General features: G+C 74.7%; 1 protein-coding gene (running past one end of the window). It reads right to left on the reverse strand.

All coding sequences use genetic code 11. The annotated features are described in order from the left end of the window. A protein-coding gene (locus ASF43_RS01895) for an LEPR-XLL domain-containing protein (RefSeq protein ID WP_056175873.1) crosses the window boundary here: on the reverse strand, window positions 1-17,465 show its 5' portion. It extends 12,004 nt beyond the left edge of the window; the window shows 17,465 of its 29,469 coding nt (coding positions 1-17,465); the start codon lies at window positions 17,463-17,465; the stop codon falls past the left edge of the window. Window positions 17,466-17,635 lie beyond the last annotated feature (170 nt).

Here is a 17,635-nt window from a genome sequence, read left to right on the forward strand (position 1 = left end):
GCGTTGACCGTGAAGGTGGAATTGCTGCCCAGCGCCGACTGCTCGCGGTGCGTGCCGTACAGGTTCACCGTGTCGTCGCCCGCGCCCGCGTCGAGCGACACGGTCTCTATGCGCCGGTAGGTCACGGTGCCGGCGCCGCTGCGCTGCACGGTCGTGGTGTCGTCGCGCCAGGCGACGCCGCCCAGGTCGGTCAGCGCCGCATCGGGCTGGTTGCTCACCGTCCACTGCTGGGCGTCGGTCGTGGCCTGGTCGTTCAGGCGCAGCACGTCCTCGGCCTCGGGGCCGTTGCCGTCGATGGCCAGCCGGCCCTGGATGCCGGCCAGGTTGCCGCCGCCCACGTCCACGCGGTCCTTGCCGCCGCCCGTGTCCAGCGCCAGCTGCAGGCCGGCGGCCAGCGACTGCACCGAGAAGCTGTCGGCCCCCTGGCCGAGCAGCACGCGCACGTCGTCCTGCGTGTCGATCAGCACCTGGCCCACCATGTCCAGGCCGCTCACGCCGCTGCCGTTCCAGGCGCCGGTGTTGGCGTTGTCGTCGCCCGCGTCGTCGAACACCACCAGGTCGGCGCCGGCCTGGCCGTCCACGTGCACGGTGCCCATCAGGTAGTCGACACGGTGCAGCGCCTGCGGGAACAGGCCCGTGGCGGTGCTGCCCAGCGTGATGGTGTCGGTGCCGTTGCCGCCGCGCACCGTGGTGACGCCATAGGCGTAGCTGCTGTCCACCTGGAAGCGGTCGTTGCCGGCGCCCAGCTGCACGTTCACGGCCTCCACGTCGCTCGTGACCGTGGACGCACCCTGCAGATCGACCGCGCGCTTGCCGTAGTAGATGGCGCCGGGCCAGCTGGCGTTCGTGAGGTCGTAGCCCGCGCCGAAGTTGGTGTTGTGCACCGCCACCTGCTGGTTGGTGCCCATGCCCATGCCGGTGATGGCGATGGCGCTGAGCTGGCCCGCCACCGTGGACGCGTCGCCGCGCACGTTCAGCGTGTCGCTGCCGGCCTGGCCCTGGAAGGACACGATGCCGGCGATGCCGCCGACCCCGTTGGCGTCGTCGTAGACGTTCAGCGTGTCGTTGCCCGCGCCGCCCAGCACGCTGGCGAACAGCGTGGGCGCGAGTTCCTTCACGCGCAGCTGGTCGTCCAGGCCGCCCAGCTCCACGTAGAGCGCGGCGCCCACGTCGGCGTTGAAGCCGATGCTTTTGCCGGCCGCCATGCCCAGGCCGCTCACGGCGCCCGTGGCGATCTGGCCGCCCAGCGCGGCCGTGGCCGCGTCGGCGCTCAGGTAGATGCCGTCGGCCGTGCCACCGGCGCCGCCCGCGCCGGTCTGCACCTGGATGCCGCCCAGCCGGGCCAGCGTGCCGGTCAGCAGGGCCAGCGGGGCATCGCCCGCACCGTCGTCGTAGGCCCCGCCGCCCATGAACAGCGCCTTGCTGGCGTTGCTGGACAGGTAGAAGCGGTCCGCGCCGTCGTTGCCCTGCAGCGTGGTCGCGCCCGCCGTGGCGCGCGCGAAGATGCGGTCGTCGCCGCCGTTGCCGCGCACCGTGGTCGTGCCGCCGGCATTGCTGCCGCTGGCGTCGTTGAGCTGCAGGTAGTCCACCTGCGCGCCGCCTTCCAGCAGCAGCGCGGGCGCGCGCACCGTGCCGCGCAGGTCGATGGTGCCGCCCTGGGCGTCGCCGGCCAGGTCCTGGTCCACGCGCAGCTGCACCGCGGTGTCGCTGGAGAGCAGGCTGCCGGCCACCACGTCCAGGTCGTCGCCTGCGCGCAGCTCCACCGTGCCCGGTGCCTGCACCAGGGCCTGCGTGAGCGTGGCGCCGTAGACCGTCTGCCCGCCCGCCAGCAGCACGATGCTCTCGTTGCCGCGTGCGCTGTCGTAGGTGCCGATGTGGATCTCGCCGGCTGTGGTCACCGCGCGCAGCAGGTTCAGCGTGCCGTCGATGCCCTGCAGGTGGACGCTGCCGGCCGCGTTCACGACCAGGTGGCCGCTGGCCGGCACGGCCTCGTCGAGCTGCAGCGGGTTTTGCTGCTGGCCCGTGCCCGCGCCTTCGATCTGCACGGCCTGCGTGGCCGTGCCCACGCCGCCGCCCGCGGCGGCGATGTCGATGCGCGTGGCCTGGATGTCGGCGGCCTGGTCGCCGAAGGCGTCGAGCACGGCGCCCGACAGGGTGGCCAGCGCCACGTCGCCGTTGCGCGCCACGACGCCGTCCAGCGACAGGTGGCCTGCCGTCTCGCGCAGGAACACGCTGGCGTCGGCCGACGCCCACACCGCGCCCGCGGCCTGGGCCGCCGAGTCGATCTCCAGCAGGTCGTCGGCGCTGCCGATGCTGCCGCCCACGGCCTGCAGCCGCACGCCGTTGGCGATCACCCAGGGCGTGTTGCCCGTGTCGCTCGCGCCGTGGTGGATGTCGCGGATCGCGCCGTCGCGCGTGGCCAGGCGTACGTCGCCGCTGCGCACCTGCACGCGGTCGATCAGCAGGTCGCCCGTGGTCTCGGTGAAGTCCAGCGCGCCGCTCACGTCGGCCCACAGCGCGCCGCTGCCGGCGACGTCCATGGTGGCCGACACGGTGACCTGCCGCGCCGGGTCGGTGTTGCCGGCGTCGGCCGCCGCGACGCGGATCGCGCCGGTGCCGGCCGACACGATCCCGATGGGCTCGGCGGCCGCCGCGAACGCGGCGACGCGCATGGCCCGCGGAGCCACCGCCGGCGCATCGGCGCCAAACTGGTAGCTGCCGGCCGCCGCAACCGGGTTCGTGCCGTAGTAGGCGTTGCCCGCTGTGGCGCTGGGTGCCGTGTCGGGCCGGAAGCGGCCGTTGTAGAAGTCGCCCGGCGCATCGCCGGGGTGGGCGGCGTCCAGCGGCGTGCGCACCAGGACGCGGCCGGCCGGCTGGCCGTTGCCCGGCGTCTCCGACAGCGCCTGTTGCAGCACGATGTCCACGCCGCCGTTGCCGGCCAGGCCGGCCTGCACGGTGTCGATCTTGAACAGCGCCTGGGCGGCCGGGTCGCGCAAGCGGCCCGCGATGTCCAGGAACACATCGCCGCCGGCCGTGGCCGTGAGGCCGGTGTCGCCGGAGGCCGAGCGCACCAGGTCCACCGCGATGCGGCGGCGGCCTGCGGCGCCGTCCTGGTCGTGGTCGGTGGCGTCCTTGTCGAAGCCGATGCTGCCGGCGTCGGCCTGCAGCACCAGGCTGCGCGTCTGGATCAGCGCCGTGCGCCCGGCCACCGTCTGGCCGCGGTCGGTGCGCGCCACGATGTCGCCGGCCAGGGTGCGCAGCGTGGTGCTGCCCAGCGGGTTGGTGATGGTGCCGGTGAGGATGATGTCCGGCGCGCCCACGCTCGAGCGGTTCTCGATCACGATGTCGGTGCCGCTGGCCTCGCGGTCGATGTCGAAGCCCAGCGTCACGGCTGCGGCCAGCAGGTCGATCTGCGGCGTCTGCAGGCCGACGGTCGTGATGTTGCCGATGGCCAGCGAGCGGCTCGACAGGTTGGTGATGTGCACCGCCGCGAAGTTGTCGCGCACGCTGAAGGTCGGGCCGGCGCCGGCCGGGGAGTTGGCGTCCGAATCGGAGATCGCATCGGACACCATGCGCGCCTGCAGGCCGCTCACGTTGACGATGTCGCCGATGCTCACGGTGTCGCCGCTGGTGGTGATGATCGGCCCACCGGGCTGGCTGGTCACGGCGCCGCTGGCGTCGATCACGATGTCCGGGCTGATGCCGGTGTTCAGCGTCACGTCGGCGTCCCAGACGATGCGGCCGGCGCCTTCTTCCGTGGCGCTCTTGTTGCTGCTGCCGAAGTCGAACAGGGCGCCGGTGCGGTACTCCTCGGCCTGCGGCAGCTGCGCCGTGCCGAAGGTCTCCACGTTGAGCGCCAGGGCGCCGTAGCCTGTCACGGCCTGCAGCCCGGCGCCCGGCGCGCGTGGCGAGGCCACGATGCGCGCGCCCTCGTGCGCGACCACGCTGGCGTCGTTGTCGGCCTCGGCCGTGGCGTGGGTGGTGGTGCCCGCGCCCAGCGCGATGGTGGTGGCGTCGGCCACGGCGCGGATGTGCGCGGGCGCGTAGCCGGCGCGCAGGTCCACGCCGCGCAGGCCGCTCAGCACGGCACCGGCGGCGATGTCCACCGTGGCGTCCTGTTGCAGCGCGGCCAGCGCGTCGGCCTGGTTGTTCACGCCCAGGCCGCCGGCCGAGGTGGTGGTCACCGCGTCCAGCGTGATGTTGCGGCCCTGCGCCAGCAGCGACACGGTGCCGGCCTGCACGTCCGCGCCGGTGCCCACCAGGACCCGGGTCGAGCCGCCGACGGTGGCCTGGCTTTCGCCATCGGCGCTGGCGACGAAACCGCCCGACAGCACCAGCGACTGCGCCATCTGCCGGGCGCCCAGCGTGGCCTGCATGTCCAGCGCGCCGCCTGCGCGCAGCACGGTGCCGTTGGCCAGGCCGGCCGTGGTGCTGGCCGCGAAATCGGACACCGCGTGGGCCGTGGCCACGTCGACGAAGCCGCCGCCCTGGGCGCGCGCGCTACCGCTGTGCCGCGTGCTGTTGGCTGCGAGCACGGACACGTCGCCGCCGGCGGTGATGGTGCCGCCCAGCTGCGCGCCGGAGGTGCTGGCGACGATCACCGTCGCGTCCGACACCTTCACGGCCACCAGGCCGCCGCTGCTGTTGGTGATGGTGCTGCTGGCGTCGCTGGCGCCATCCGATTGCACCAGCACGTTGCCGCCGGCCGTGACCCTGCCGTCCACGCTGGCGTTGACGCGCTGGTCCACGATGGTCTCGGCGCTGCCCACGTCCACCGTGACCAGGCCGCCCGAGGAGGCGCTGGCCGCGGCCGAGGAGCGCCCGTCGCCGGCGGGCGGCGAGACCTCGCCCAGCGGCACGCCGCCCGCGCCCAGCAGGCGCTGCGTGCCGCTGAGCGTGGCGCCGTCGGCGATGGCGATGCGCAGGCGCTGCTGGCCGGGCGAGGCGTTCAGGTCCAGCCCCTCGGTGCGGATGGACTGGCGCTGCGTGACGGCGGCCGGGTCGGCCGACCAGGCGATGTCCACGGCCGTGCCGCCGGGCGCGGCGGCCAGCTGGAAGCTGTTGCTGTCGGCGCCTGCCACGTAGTAGGTGCGGCCCGACTGCAGACCCGCGATGCCGGGGTCCGACAGGCTGTGGCCGAGGTTCCTGTCAGCGCCGGGCACGATGGCCAGCGCGGTGCCGGCGTTGGCGGCGGCCAGCGTGGCGGCCAGCTGCAGGGCCTGGTCGCCCAGGCGGATCACGTAGTACACGCCGCCTTCGACCAGCTGGCCGCCGCCGGCCAGCGCCAGGGGCGCGCCGTCGCTGTGGTAGCGCACGGCCTGGCCGGTCACGTAGCCGTGGGCCTGCTGGAACCAGATGCTGTTGCTGTCGGCCGTGGCCAGGCTGCCATCGGGGTTGCTGACGGGCATGCCGGCCCCGTCCAGCGCCAGGTCGATGAAGCCCGAACTGAAGCCCTGCGCGGGTGCGGTGCGGTAGGTCACGGCCTGGCCGTTGGCCAAGCCGTGGCCGGCCAGCGTGATGCGGTCCGTGGCGGCGTTGACGGCAGTCCTGCCGTCGACATTGAGCGCAGGCGTGGCGTTGGCCGCCGCCTGGCTCGTGAACAGCTTGACGCTGCGCGCATCGATCACGCGCACATACAGCGTCTGGCCGGTGGCGATGGCCGCTGTCGTGCCGTCGGCGTTGCGGATGGACAGCGCCGTGCCGTCGCTGCCGTCGTAGACCAGCGCGTCGCCGGTCTGCAGCAGGTGCGCTCCTGCAAAGCGCAGCACATCGGCGTCGGCGTCCAGCCCGTAGGTGACGGTGCTGCCGCCCGAGGTGGTGGTCCTGGTCTGGCCGTCGACCGACAGGCCCAGCGTCAGGACCTGCTGGCCGGCGGCGCCGGGCGCGGCGCGCAGCACCACGTAGTCGCGCCCGCTCTGCAGGCCGCCGATGGCGGGGGTGCCCTGGTACTGCACCACGTCGCCCGCGGCCAGGCCGAAGTCGCCGTAGGTCAGCGTGTCGTTGGCGCCGTTCACGGCCAGCACGCGGTCGGCGCCGGGCGCGGCCGGCGTCTGGCGCAGCGCCTGCACGCGCACGTCGCCGCTGGCGTTGACGACACTGCCCGCGCCGATACCGGCGTCCACGTTGGCGGTCACATGGCCGTCGGCTACCGACACGCCGGCCGAGATCACGCCGCCGCCGTAGCCCTTGGCGTTGGCATCGGCCTCGGGCAGGTACTCGGCCAGCAGCGTGACGCCCGCCACATCGGCCTGCACACCCTGGCCCAGGCGGGCCGAGACCCGCGTGGTGGTGGTGGACGTGGCGTCGGCGCCGCGGCCCGTGAAGATGCCGCCGCTGGCGGCCCGGCTCAGCGAGAAGGCGTTGTCCTCGGCCACGGCGTGCACGCGCAGGTTGCCACCGGTGAGCCGGGCGCCTTCGTCCACATGGGCCTGGGTGTCGCCGTCCACCACGGCGTCGGTCACCACGGCGCCCACGCCGGCCAGCAGGCCGACGGTCACGCTGAAGCCTTCGGCATGGGCGGTGTTGTCCGCATCGGCCGTGAGGCTGGTGCCCTGCAGCCCGCGCACGGTGGCGCCGGCGCCGATGCCGGCGTCCACGCTGCCACGGGCGCCGGCCACGGCCCGGGCGGCGGTGCCGGCGCCCAGCACGCTGCCGGCGAACGGGCGCACCTCGGCCGTCACCGGGTGGCCGCTGCTGCCCGTGGCCTGGACGACGATGGCGCCGTCGGCCAGCACCTGTGCGCCGTCGCCGATGCCGGCCGTGACGGTGGCGGCCAGCTGCGCGTCGGCCACGGCCACGGCAACCGAGACGCCACCGGCCACGCCCACGCCCAGCGCGGCGGCGGTGAGGTGATCGGCGCTATGGGCGGCGGCCAGCGTGACGTCGCCGCTGGCCTGGATCTGCAGGCCGTCGCCGACGGTCGCCGCCACGTCGGGCGTGACCGTCAGCGTGGTCGACACCCCCGTGCCGGCGGCGATCACGCCGCCGCCGGCGCCGACGGCGCGCACGGACACCTCGGTGTCGTGCGCATCGGCCGAGACGGCCACGTTGCGGGCGCGGATGCGCGTGTTGCCGCCGCTGGCGCGCGAGGGCAGCTCGGCGCGCGTGGCGCCCGCGACCTCGGCCCGCGCCACCATGGCGCCCAGGCCCACGCCCAGGCCCAGTGCGCCGCCATCGGCCTGCACGTCCATGCCGACCTGCGAGTCCGCCTGCACGCGCAGGTCGCCGCCGAGCGCGATGTCGGCGCCCGCGCCGATGCGGGCGACGGTGTCGACCTCGCTGTGCACCAGCACCACGCCGGCGGCCGCACCGCCCGCTTCGCCGATGCCGATGGCGATGCCCATGGAGGCCACGCCCGGGTAGCCGGCCACGGCCGATGCGCTGGCGGCCGTCACGCTGAGCTGGCCCACGGCGTCGGTCGCGCCGGTGCCGATGTGCGCGCCCTGGCCCACGCGGGCCGTGGCGCCGCCACTGACGTCGGCCAGGGTCACCGATGCGCCGATGGCCACGCCGCCGAAGTAGCCGATGGCCAGCGCGCCGGTGGAGGCGCGCAGCTCCGTGTCGTAGCGCGCATCGACGGTCACGCTGTCGGCCTGCGTCACGCGCACGCCGCCCGCGCCCGTGTCGTCGGCCAGGAAGGCCTGCGAGGTGGCGCCGTCGTCCACGGCGATGACCGTGGCGCCCAGGCCCACCAGGCCACCCACGCCGCCCGCGATGGCCAGCGCCTCGATGCGGCTGGCGTAGTCGCTGCGCACCACGATGTCGCCGCCGGCCGCGAGCACGGCGCCGTCGCGCACCTCGGCGCGCACGTCGGCCCGGTTCTGCACGATGCCGATCGAGGCGCCGATGCCCGCGCCCTGGGCCGTGGCGTCGATTCCTGCGGCGCCCACGATGAGTTCCAGCGCCAGGCGCTCGTGCGCGTCCACCGTGATCGTGCCGCCGCTGGTGACGGTGTTGTTGGTGCCGATGAAGGCCTGCGTGCCGGCGCTGGTGCCACTGGTCGCGTCGGTGGCCTGCGCCACGCGGCCGGCCGGCGCGCCGCTGCCGATGCGCGTGGCGGCGGCCTGCGTGCTGCGGGTGGTGGCATCGGCCGCGGCCGTGGCGATGCTGTGGTCCGCACCGCTGCCGCCGTGCACGGCCAGCGCGCGGCCGGCCAGGGCATCGGCGCGCGTGGCGGCCAGCTGGATGCGCGTGGGGTCGCTGGCGTTCACGATGGCGTAGTAACGGCCGCCGTCCACCAGGCCGGCCAGCGCGGCGTTGCCGGCCGCGCCCTTGCGGTAGACCACGGCGTTGCCCGTGTGCAGGGCCGGGTCGCCGGCCAGCACGATCACGCCGCCGGCCACGCTGCCGGCGCCGAAGCGGTTCACGCCGCCGTACTGTTTCAGCGCGTCCACCAGCTGCGTGGGGCGCGACTGCCCGTCGACCGCGCTGGCGATGTTGCCGTCCGTGCCGGCCATGGCGTTCTCGCCGCGCGTCTGGCCGTTGTCGTCGAAGCTGTAGCGGTCGCTGTAGTTGCCGCCCAGGGTATAGACGGCCGCGGCGCCGCCGATGCCGACCTGGCCGATGCCGGCCGAGACCACCACGCTCTGCAGATCCTTGAAGGCCAGGGCGTGCACGGCGACATCGCCCTGTGCCTGGATGTCGCCGCGCCCGCCTGCGGCGCTGTCGCCGAGGAAGGCATGGGTGTCGTTGCGCACGATGGCCACATCGGCGCCGCCGGCCAGGCCCACGCGCGTGGAGCCGGCCAGCACGCCGTCGGCGCTGCGCATGGTGAGCGTGTTGCCGGCCGCCACGGTCACGGCCTGGGCCGCGTTCTCGCCCGTGCTGCCGGTGTTGACGTGGGCGCCGCCGCCGATGGCCGCGGTCGTGTCGCTGTCGACGATGGAGACGGTGATCGCGCCGGCCAGGGCCACGTACTGGCCCACGCCCGCGCTGACCGAGATGCCGGAGAGGTCCTCGCTGGAGCGGGCCTGCACGACCACGCCGCGCTGGGTGTCGGTGCCGAAGGCGCCGGTCGCGGCGTCCTGCGTGCCGTTCATGACGCCGGCCACGCTGCCGGCCTGCGCCAGCGCGTCCACCGTGGCGCCCGCGCCGATGGTGGCCTGGGTGTCCTTGTGCACGACCATCGCGCCCACGGCGCCGCCGAAGGCGATGCCCTGGGCACCGACGGCGGCCGTGCCGCCGATCACGTCCAGGTCGGTGTCGTCGCGGGCGTCGACGACCACGTTGCCGCCCGCATGCAGCGCGGCGCCGTTGCCCACCTGGGCCTGGGTCGCGGTCTGGATGTCGAGCACCGAGACCGAGCCCGCCACACCGGCGGTGGCGCCGCCGGCCAGGGCGACGGAGACGGCCAGCACGTCGACCGTGGCATCGGCCTGCACGCCGATGTGGCGCAGCGCGTCGACATCGGCCCCGGCGCCGATGGTGGCGCGGGTGCCGGCCGCCAGCGTCACCACGTCGGCCGACGGCGTGACGGCCGCGGTGCGGGCGATGCCGCCTGCGCCCGAGATGCCGAGCTGGTGGAAGTCGCTGGCGGCGGCCAAGTTCACGTCCTGCGCCGCATGGGCCGCCGCGTTGCCGCGCTGGTTGATGGCGGCGTTCGCGCCAATGCCGGCGGCCGTGTCCACCTGGGCCACGACCACGGCGGCGGACAGCTGCAGCGCGACCTGGCCCGAGCCGCCCACGCTCACGCCCAGCGAGCCGATGTCGTCGCGGTTGGTGGCCGTGACCGACAGGCCGCGAAAGCCGCTCGTGCGCTGTTGCGCCACGCCGCGCGCGCCGACCAGCGAGGCGTCGTCGTTGTCGCTGTGGCCGGCGGTACCGGCGGGGGCGGCGACCTGCACGTTGCTGGCGGTGGTCGGTGTGTAGGTGGCCGCGCCGAAGCTGCCGGCCAGCACGTCCAGCGCACTGTGGCCACGGGCGTCCACCCGGGCGCCTGCGCCGATGCCGGCGGTCACCGACTTGGTGAGCGTGGTGGCCGCCGCGCCGCCGCCCAGGCTGGCCGTGGTGCCGCCCGAGATGCTGCCGCCGACCACGTCGAGCGTGCTGCGGTCATCGGCCGCGACGACCACGCTGCCGTCGGCGTCCACGCTGGCGCCGGCTGCCACTGCCGCCGCGGTGCGCAGGTCCAGCAGCGTCACGGCCACGCCCCCGGCGATGCCCACGGCCTGGCCCGCGCCCGCGCCGCCGGCTGCGGCCACCGCGTCCTCACTGGCCAGCGCCTGCACGCGCACATGGCCCTGCGCATGGCTGTCGCCGCCGAGCAGGGCCTCGGTGGTCTTGGTGAGCTGCACCACGCCGACACCGGCGCCGATGCCGGCCTGGCCGCCCGCGCCCACCGCGCCGCCCAGGGCCAGCACGCTGCTCGTGTTGCCGGCCAGCAGGTTGATGCCCTGGCCCGCCGCGCCTTCGTCCGCGGGATTGATGCGCGCGCCGTCGCCCACGGCTGCGCGCACCGTGGCGCCCAGCACCAGCGTGGCGCCCGAGCCGGCCACGCCGACCCTGCCGCCGAGTGCGCCACCGGCGGCCACGGCCAGCACGTCCTGCTGGTGCGTGGCCGTGAGGCTGAAGCCGTGGAAGGCCGCGTCGGTGGCAATCGCGTCGCCCGCGCCGGTGGCCACGCTGGCCACGTTCCCCTGGCCGCGCGCCACGATGCGCGTGTCGCTGCCCACCAGTGCTTCGACCGTTTCGTTCTGCAGCACCGTCATGGCCGACAGGCCGATGCCGGCCTGCTGCGCGCCCACGGCCAGGCTGCCGGCCAGGGCCAGCAGGCGGTTCTGGTGGTCGGCGGAAACCAGCACGTCCCCGGTGGCCGTCACGCTGGCGCCGCTGCCGATGGCCGCGCGCACGGTGGCGGTGTGGTTCAGCACGCCGACCGAGCCGCCGATGCCGGTGCCGCTGCCGCCGGCCACGCCGACGTCCAGCAGCATCAGGTTGAGCCTGGCGCGCGCGTCGACCACCACGTCGTCGTCGGCGGCCAGCACGGCGCCGTCGCCCACCGTGGCGGACGAGTCGCGCACCAGTGTGACCACGCCCACGCTGCCGTCCACCGCCGTGCCCGCGCCGCTGTAGGCCACGGCACCCGCGATGCTGAGGCTGGTCATGTCCAGCGCCTCGCTGGCGGTGACCGCGATGTCGTCGCGCGCGGCGACGGCGGCGTTGGCGCCGATGGCCGCGCCGGTGTGCACCGTGAAGCTCTCGTCGTCCACCGCCGCGCCGATGCCCACGCGCCCGCCCAGCGCCAGCCCGCCGGCCGCGCCCGTGGTGTGCAGGCTCTGCCGCGCGTCCACGCGCACGCCCTGTGCGGCCGTGGCGTTGCCCTGGTCGCGCTGGTTGAGCCTGGCCCGCTCGCCGATGCGGGCGTCCACGCGGCTGTCCATGCCGCCCAGGCTGGCCGACGCCGCGACCGCGGCCATCTGCGACATGGCCCCCGCAGCCGCCACGACCACGCGCGTCTCGGTGGCGCCGGCCAGGATGGCCACGCCTGCCGTGCGCGTGCCGTCGCGCGCCAGCGGCGCCGTGCCGCGGCCCAGCGCGTCGAGCTCGGCGTCGTCGTCCACGCCGGCCAGCACCGAGCGGCGTGCGTCCAGCCGTGCGCTGGAGGCGCCGAAGCCCAGCTGCCGGCCCAAGGCCGCGCCGCCCGCGACGACCAGCGCCTGCTGGTCGTCGATGGCCTCGATGAGCGCGCTGCCGGCCACGCGCACGTCGGCGCCGCTGCGCACTTCGGCGTGCACGGTGGTCTGCAGCTCCAGCGTGGCCACGGTGCCGGCCAGGCTCGCCACGCGTGAGACGGCCGCGCTGGCGCCGATGCTGAGCAGGTCGTTGACCGCCTCGGCGCGCAGCAGCAGGTTGCCGCCGGTGGTCACCTGCGCGTCGCCGATCCAGGCCTGCACGTCGTGGGTGATGTCGCCGATGTCGGTGGACGCGCCCACGCCGGCCCCGGCCCTGGTGCCGAGCCCGGCCGCGCCGGCCACCGACACGGTGCGGCTGTGGCCCAGGGCGGTGACGACCAGGTCGCCGCTGGTGGTGACGCTGGCGCCCTCGGCCACGCTGGCCGACACGCGCGTGATGGCGTGGTTCTCGGTGGCCGAGCCGGTGAGGCTCAGCGTGCCGCCGCCGCTGGCCCCGGCGCTGATGGCGGTGCGCTCGGCCTGCCATTCGGCCGTGACGGCGACCGTGCCCGCGCGCACCGTGCCGCCCACGGAGGCTTCCACCACGGTCGTGCCGTCGTTGCGGCCCACGGCGCCGCCGATGCCGGCCAGCGCCTTGGGGCCGCCCGCGACGGTGCCCGACAGCGAGAAGTCCTGGCTGTGGCCGGTGGCGGCGATGGCCAGCGCGCCGTTGGGCGCGGTGGCGTCGCCCACGGTCAGCGTGGTGCCGGCGACCGAGGCGCGCACCAGGTTCTGCGCGCTGTTGTGCGCCCCGGCGCCGGCCGCTGCGCCGACCTGGCCCACGGAGCCGGCGACCGCCAGGGCCACGCGTTGCTGGTCGGCCCGCGCGGTGACGCTGGCGTCGCCGGCCACGTCGATGCGGCCGGGCAGGGCGGGCGCGCTCGCTGGGGTGAGCGCCTGGCCGATGAAGGCCTCGGTGGTGTCGCGCGTGTCGGTGAAGGCTGCGGCCGCGCCGATGGCGCCCTTGCCGCGCTGGATGGCGCCGGTGACCTGCACCGTGAACTGCGACAGCTCGGCATGCACGGCCAGGTTGCCGCCGGTGGTGAGCCGCGCGCCGTCTTCGACCCACGCCCGTGTGCGGTGCGTGCCCTCGAAGGTCGACAGGGTGGCGGACGCGCTGGCCGCCTTGGCCTGGCCGCCGGCCTGCGCCACGGCCACGGTCTGGTCGGTCTGCTCGGCATGCACCTCGATGTCGCCGGCCGCGCGGACCTGGGCGCCGTCCTCGATCCAGGCCTCGGCCGTGCCGGTGTAGCCCAGGTCGAGCACCGAGCCGCCCACGCCCACGGCGGGCTTCTTGCCGACACCGGCCACGCCCTTGGCAAAGGGCAGGGGCGAGGCCATGCCGCCGATGTGGATCGAGTCCACGCTGGTGCGCGCGGCCACCAGCACGGCCTGCGTGGCGAGCGCGGCCAGGGCCGGGTCCTGGTTGATGCGCACGTTGGCGCCGACCGAGGCGCGCGCGGTGTTTGCCACCTGCGTGCTGTTCAGCGTGCCGCTCACGCCACCGGCCTGGCCCTCGGGCGCCGAAGCCTCGGCGTAGGTGGTGGACAGCATCTCGGGCACGACCAGCCGGTGCCGGATCGTCGGCACCAGGTCGAGCAGGGCCTGCGCGACGTTGGGCAGCGTGTCCAGGCCCCAGGTGGCGACGTTGCCCACCGCCGTGGCGCCCGCGTCCAGCGCGCCCTGCACGCCGGCCATGGGGTTGGTGGAATCGTTGGCGCTGGCGGGGTTCGCCGGATCGGTCAGCACGGGCTTGTCGACGTCGAGCTGTTCCTTGAGTTTGTCCAGGTAGCCGCCGTAGCGCAGCGGGCTGGGGATCCTGGCCTCGGCGCCGATGCCGAGCGTTCCGGCCACGTTCAGCGTGGCGCCGTCGTCCACGCGCACGGTGGCGCTGTTGGCATAGGCCGTGTACAGCAGCGCGCCGGCCGCGCTGGCGGGGGCGCCGGACGGCGTGGCGATGGCATAGGCCTGGTGGTTGTCCTCTGCGTAGGCCGACAAGCCCATGTCGCCTGCGCTGCGCAGCTGGGCCGTGCCGCCCACCGTGACGCTGGCGCTGTTGTCGCTGCGCGCCAGCACGGTGGCGCCGGCCAGGGCGGTGCCCAGCCCCTTCTTGATGATGGACAGCGCGGCGCTGTCGTTCTCCTTGAGTTCCGAGAACGCGGCAATGGCCAGGCTGGGCTGCGCCGTGCCGTCCGCATCGGTGAAACCGGCCGTGCCGCGCGCGCGCACCAGCCCATCGACCTGCACCGTGGCGCTGGTGTGGATGTCGCTGATCGCCACACCCGCCATGCCGGGCGAGCCCTTCAAGGCCGGGCGCTTCTTGGCCTTGCCGTCGGCCAGCACGAGGAATTCGTTTTGCTCGTTGGCCGCGCGGATCTGCACCGCATCGCCCGAGACGCTGGCATCGTTGCCCACCACCACCCTGGAGACCGATTCGGCCACGCCGACGGCCAGGCCCACGAACGGGGTGGGCAGGCCGCGGCGCTTGTTCTCCGCCTGAGTCACCGACGTCATGGCGTTGTTGACCGTCGCGTTCAGCCGCACCTGGCCGCCGGCGTCCAGCGTGGCGCCGGCCACGACGTCGGCCGTGGCATAGGCCTTGGAGCTCGCGTAGGTGGCGCCCAGCGGCACCGCGGCGGTGAGCAGGCTGACGTTGGAGTCGGCGTTGGCGCCGATGTCGATGTCGCCCCGGGCGCGCAGCAGGGCGTTGGCGCCGACCGTCACGGTGCTGGTGGCGGTGCCGTGCGCCATCTGGGCGATGCTGGCCGGCATCTGCTGCAGCGGGCCGAACAGCAGGCTGTTGGGGATGGCGCCGAACAGGCTCTCGGCGATGAGGCCGGCGGTGAGCGGGTTGTTCGGGTTCTGCGGGTCCACCGTGCCGCCGGGCAGGACGCCCTGCACCTTGGCGCCGCGCACGAGCTCGTCGGCCATCGCGTTGCCGTCCGGCACCGTGAGCGTGAGCGTGCGGCCGTCGGCCGAGATGGCGGCGATGGTGTAGCTGCCGTCGTTGCCGGCGGTGCCGGAGACCTGGATCTGCCGGCCGCTGGCGAAGCCGTCGTCGGCCCAGGTGCCGCTGGCGCGCGTGAGCGTCTTGCGCGTGGCGTCGAAGCCCAGCAGCGGATCGCCGTGCGCGGCCAGGTACACGACCTCGGCGGTCTGCGAGCTTTCCGCCGTGAAGGCCGTGAAGCCCGGCGCGCCCACCGTCAGCACGGCGCCGTTGACCGCCGTGACGACGTAGCTGCCGTTGTTGGCATCCGCTGCGCCGTCGACGATGAGCTGCTGGCCCACGGCGAAGCCGGCCGCGGCCCAGGTGCCGGCCGAGCGCGTGATGGTGCTGCCGGCCAGGTTCAGCGTCAGCGCATCGCTGTGCGAGAAGCTGGCGGTACCGGGCGTGGCCGCATCGGCCGCGAAGTTGCGTTCCACCGTGAGCGTGGCGCCGGCCACCGAGACGATGCGGTACACGCCGTCGTTGCCGGCGCTGCCGAACACCGTGAGCTGCCGGTCCTTGGCATAGCCTGCGGCCCAGCTGCCCGAGGACAGCGTGACCGTGGCGCCGCTGAAGCGCACCTGGCCCTCGAACACGTCCTGCTCCGCGCCGCCAGGGGCCGCGCCGCCCGTGGCAGCGCCCACGGCGGTGATGCCGGCGCGCGTGGCGGTCTCCTGGACCAGGGCCGTGCCGCTGTCCAGCGTGAGCACGGTGGCGCTGATGCCGGTGACGCGCCAGCTGCCTTCGTTGCGCGCGCTGCCGGCCACGGTGACCTGCTGGCCCACAGCGAAGCCTTCTGCCAGCCAGCTGCCGCCCGCGTCGGAGCGGGTGACGGTGTTGCGCCCGCCCGCGCCCGAGAACACCAGCGGCACATGGCTGTCCAGCGTGACGGCGGGGTCGGCCAGCGCGATCGGCACGGCGCCCGGGTCGCCCGCTTGCGACGCCGCCGTGGCGCCCGTGACCGTCTGCGCCACGATGCTGGAGGGGTAGAACAGCGTGAGCGTGTCGGCCGTGACGCCGGAGATCAGGTATTCGCCGTCGTTCACGCCCGTGCCGGCGAAGCGCACGAGCTGGAACTTCTTGAAGCCTTCGGCGAGCCAGCTGCCGCCGTCGTTGCGGCGCACGGTGTCGGACGAGAGCACGTCGTTGTGCGTGAAGGTCAGCTCCGCGCCCGGCGCCATGAAGTTCACGGCGCGGATGTCGATGTCGCCGGTGCCGGTCTCGGCCGTGACGGCCTTGCCCGGGCGCAGCGTGAGCGTGGTCGGCGTGACGGAGGCGATCTGGTAGTAGCCGTCGTTGCTCTGGCTGCCCTGCACCTCGATCCAGCTGCCGGCCAGGAAGCCGTCGGCGGCCCAGTTGCCCTGGGTGTCGGTGCGCACGATGGTGTCGGGGTCGCTGCCGTTGTCGCGAAAGCTCACGATCGCGTCCTGCGGCAGCGCGGGCACCAGCAGGCCGACCTTCTGATGCTCGGTCAGCGAGGCGATGCCGATGTCGTTGACGAAGAAGTCCAGGTAGCGCTGGTTGGTCGCGATGCTGGTGATCGAGATGTTGGCGGCGTCCAGGCGCGCACCGGCGCCGATGCGGATGGCGGCCGCAGCGTCGATCTGGCGGTTCAGCGAGGAGAAGGCCTCGGGCTTGAGCGCGTAGTCGGCATTGGCCAGCATGGTGATGTCGCCGGCCACGGTGATGTCCACGTTGTCGGCGACGGTGATGGTGCCGCCCGCGTTCACGTCCAGCGCGCCGTCCAGCAGCACGCTGCTGGCCAGGGTGATGTCGTCCGCATCGGTGATGGCCAGCGTGAAGCTGCCCACATCGGCCAGGCCGCGCAGGTCGGCAGCGCGGAAGCTGTCGGCGCCGAAGCCGAAGTTGATGGTCAGCGTGTGGTTGGTCGGCGCCCGGAACAGGAAGGTCTCGAAGTCGCCCACGCCCGGCGTGGTGGGGGCGATGGCGAGCTGGTTGGTGATGCTGTCGTAGGTCAGCGTGGCATCGGTGCGGCCGATGCCCACCAGCGAGACGGTCACGTCGCCACTGGCGCCGGCCAGCACGCTCACCGGCTCCAGCCCGGCGAAGGCGACGCTGCGGCCGTCCACCCGCAGCAGGCCGGACTGCGCGCCCGTGGCCTCGTACACCAGGTCGGGGCTGCCGACGGTGTCCACGCGCAGGATGTCGTAGCCGCCGGCGCCGCCGTCCACGCCGCCGGCAAGCGAGCCGCCGTCCTGCAGCACGAAGGTGTCCTGGTTGCCGTCGGCGCCGGCCAGCTTCTCGATGCCCATGAAACGCAGCGTGGCCACGTGCCCGGCGTTGGCGCCGTCGATGTTCCAGGTGCTGTCGGCCACACCGCCGCGCAACACGTCGTCGCCCAGGCCGCCGTCCACCGTGACGTCCAGGCCCGGCACGTCGATCTGCAGGCTGTCGTTGCCGGCACCGGCGTCCACCTGCAGCGCGCGCACGCCGTGCTCGGCGCTGCCGAAGCGCTGCGTCGTGCCGTTGACGGTCAGGTCGATGACCGCGCTGCCGTCGGCCGCGCCGCCCACGCGCTGTACGACCAGGTGGTCGGCGCCCTGCGTGAGCGTGGTCTGCAGCATGCCGGCTCCGTTCAGCGCGAGCACCGGGTCGGCCGAGAGCAGCAGGCGCGGCTCCAGCGCCTCGATCTCGTAGGGGCTGGCCTCGCGCGCGGCGCTGCGGCGCGCAGCCGGCGTGCGCGCGTCACCGGCCGGCGATGCAGCGGCGCGCCAGCCGCGCAGCAGGTCGCGGGCCAGGGCGCTCAGGCCGGTGGCGGGGCGGGTGGCGGTCGTTGTCTTCTTCTTCATGACGCTCTCTCCGGGCCGCAGCCCTGCTCGTGAGGGGGCTGCCGGCGGCGCGCGGTGCGCGCCGCCGGGTGCAGCAAGGGGCTGGCCGCATGCCACGGCCGGCTGCCTGGCGGCAGCCAACGGAATCGGTTCGGGGTGGACACGGCGCGTCCCGCAGGCGCGGCCAGGCT

It is taken from the genome of Pseudorhodoferax sp. Leaf267, assembly GCF_001422405.1.
In the GTDB taxonomy this organism is placed as follows: Bacteria; Pseudomonadota; Gammaproteobacteria; order Burkholderiales; family Burkholderiaceae_C; genus Pseudorhodoferax.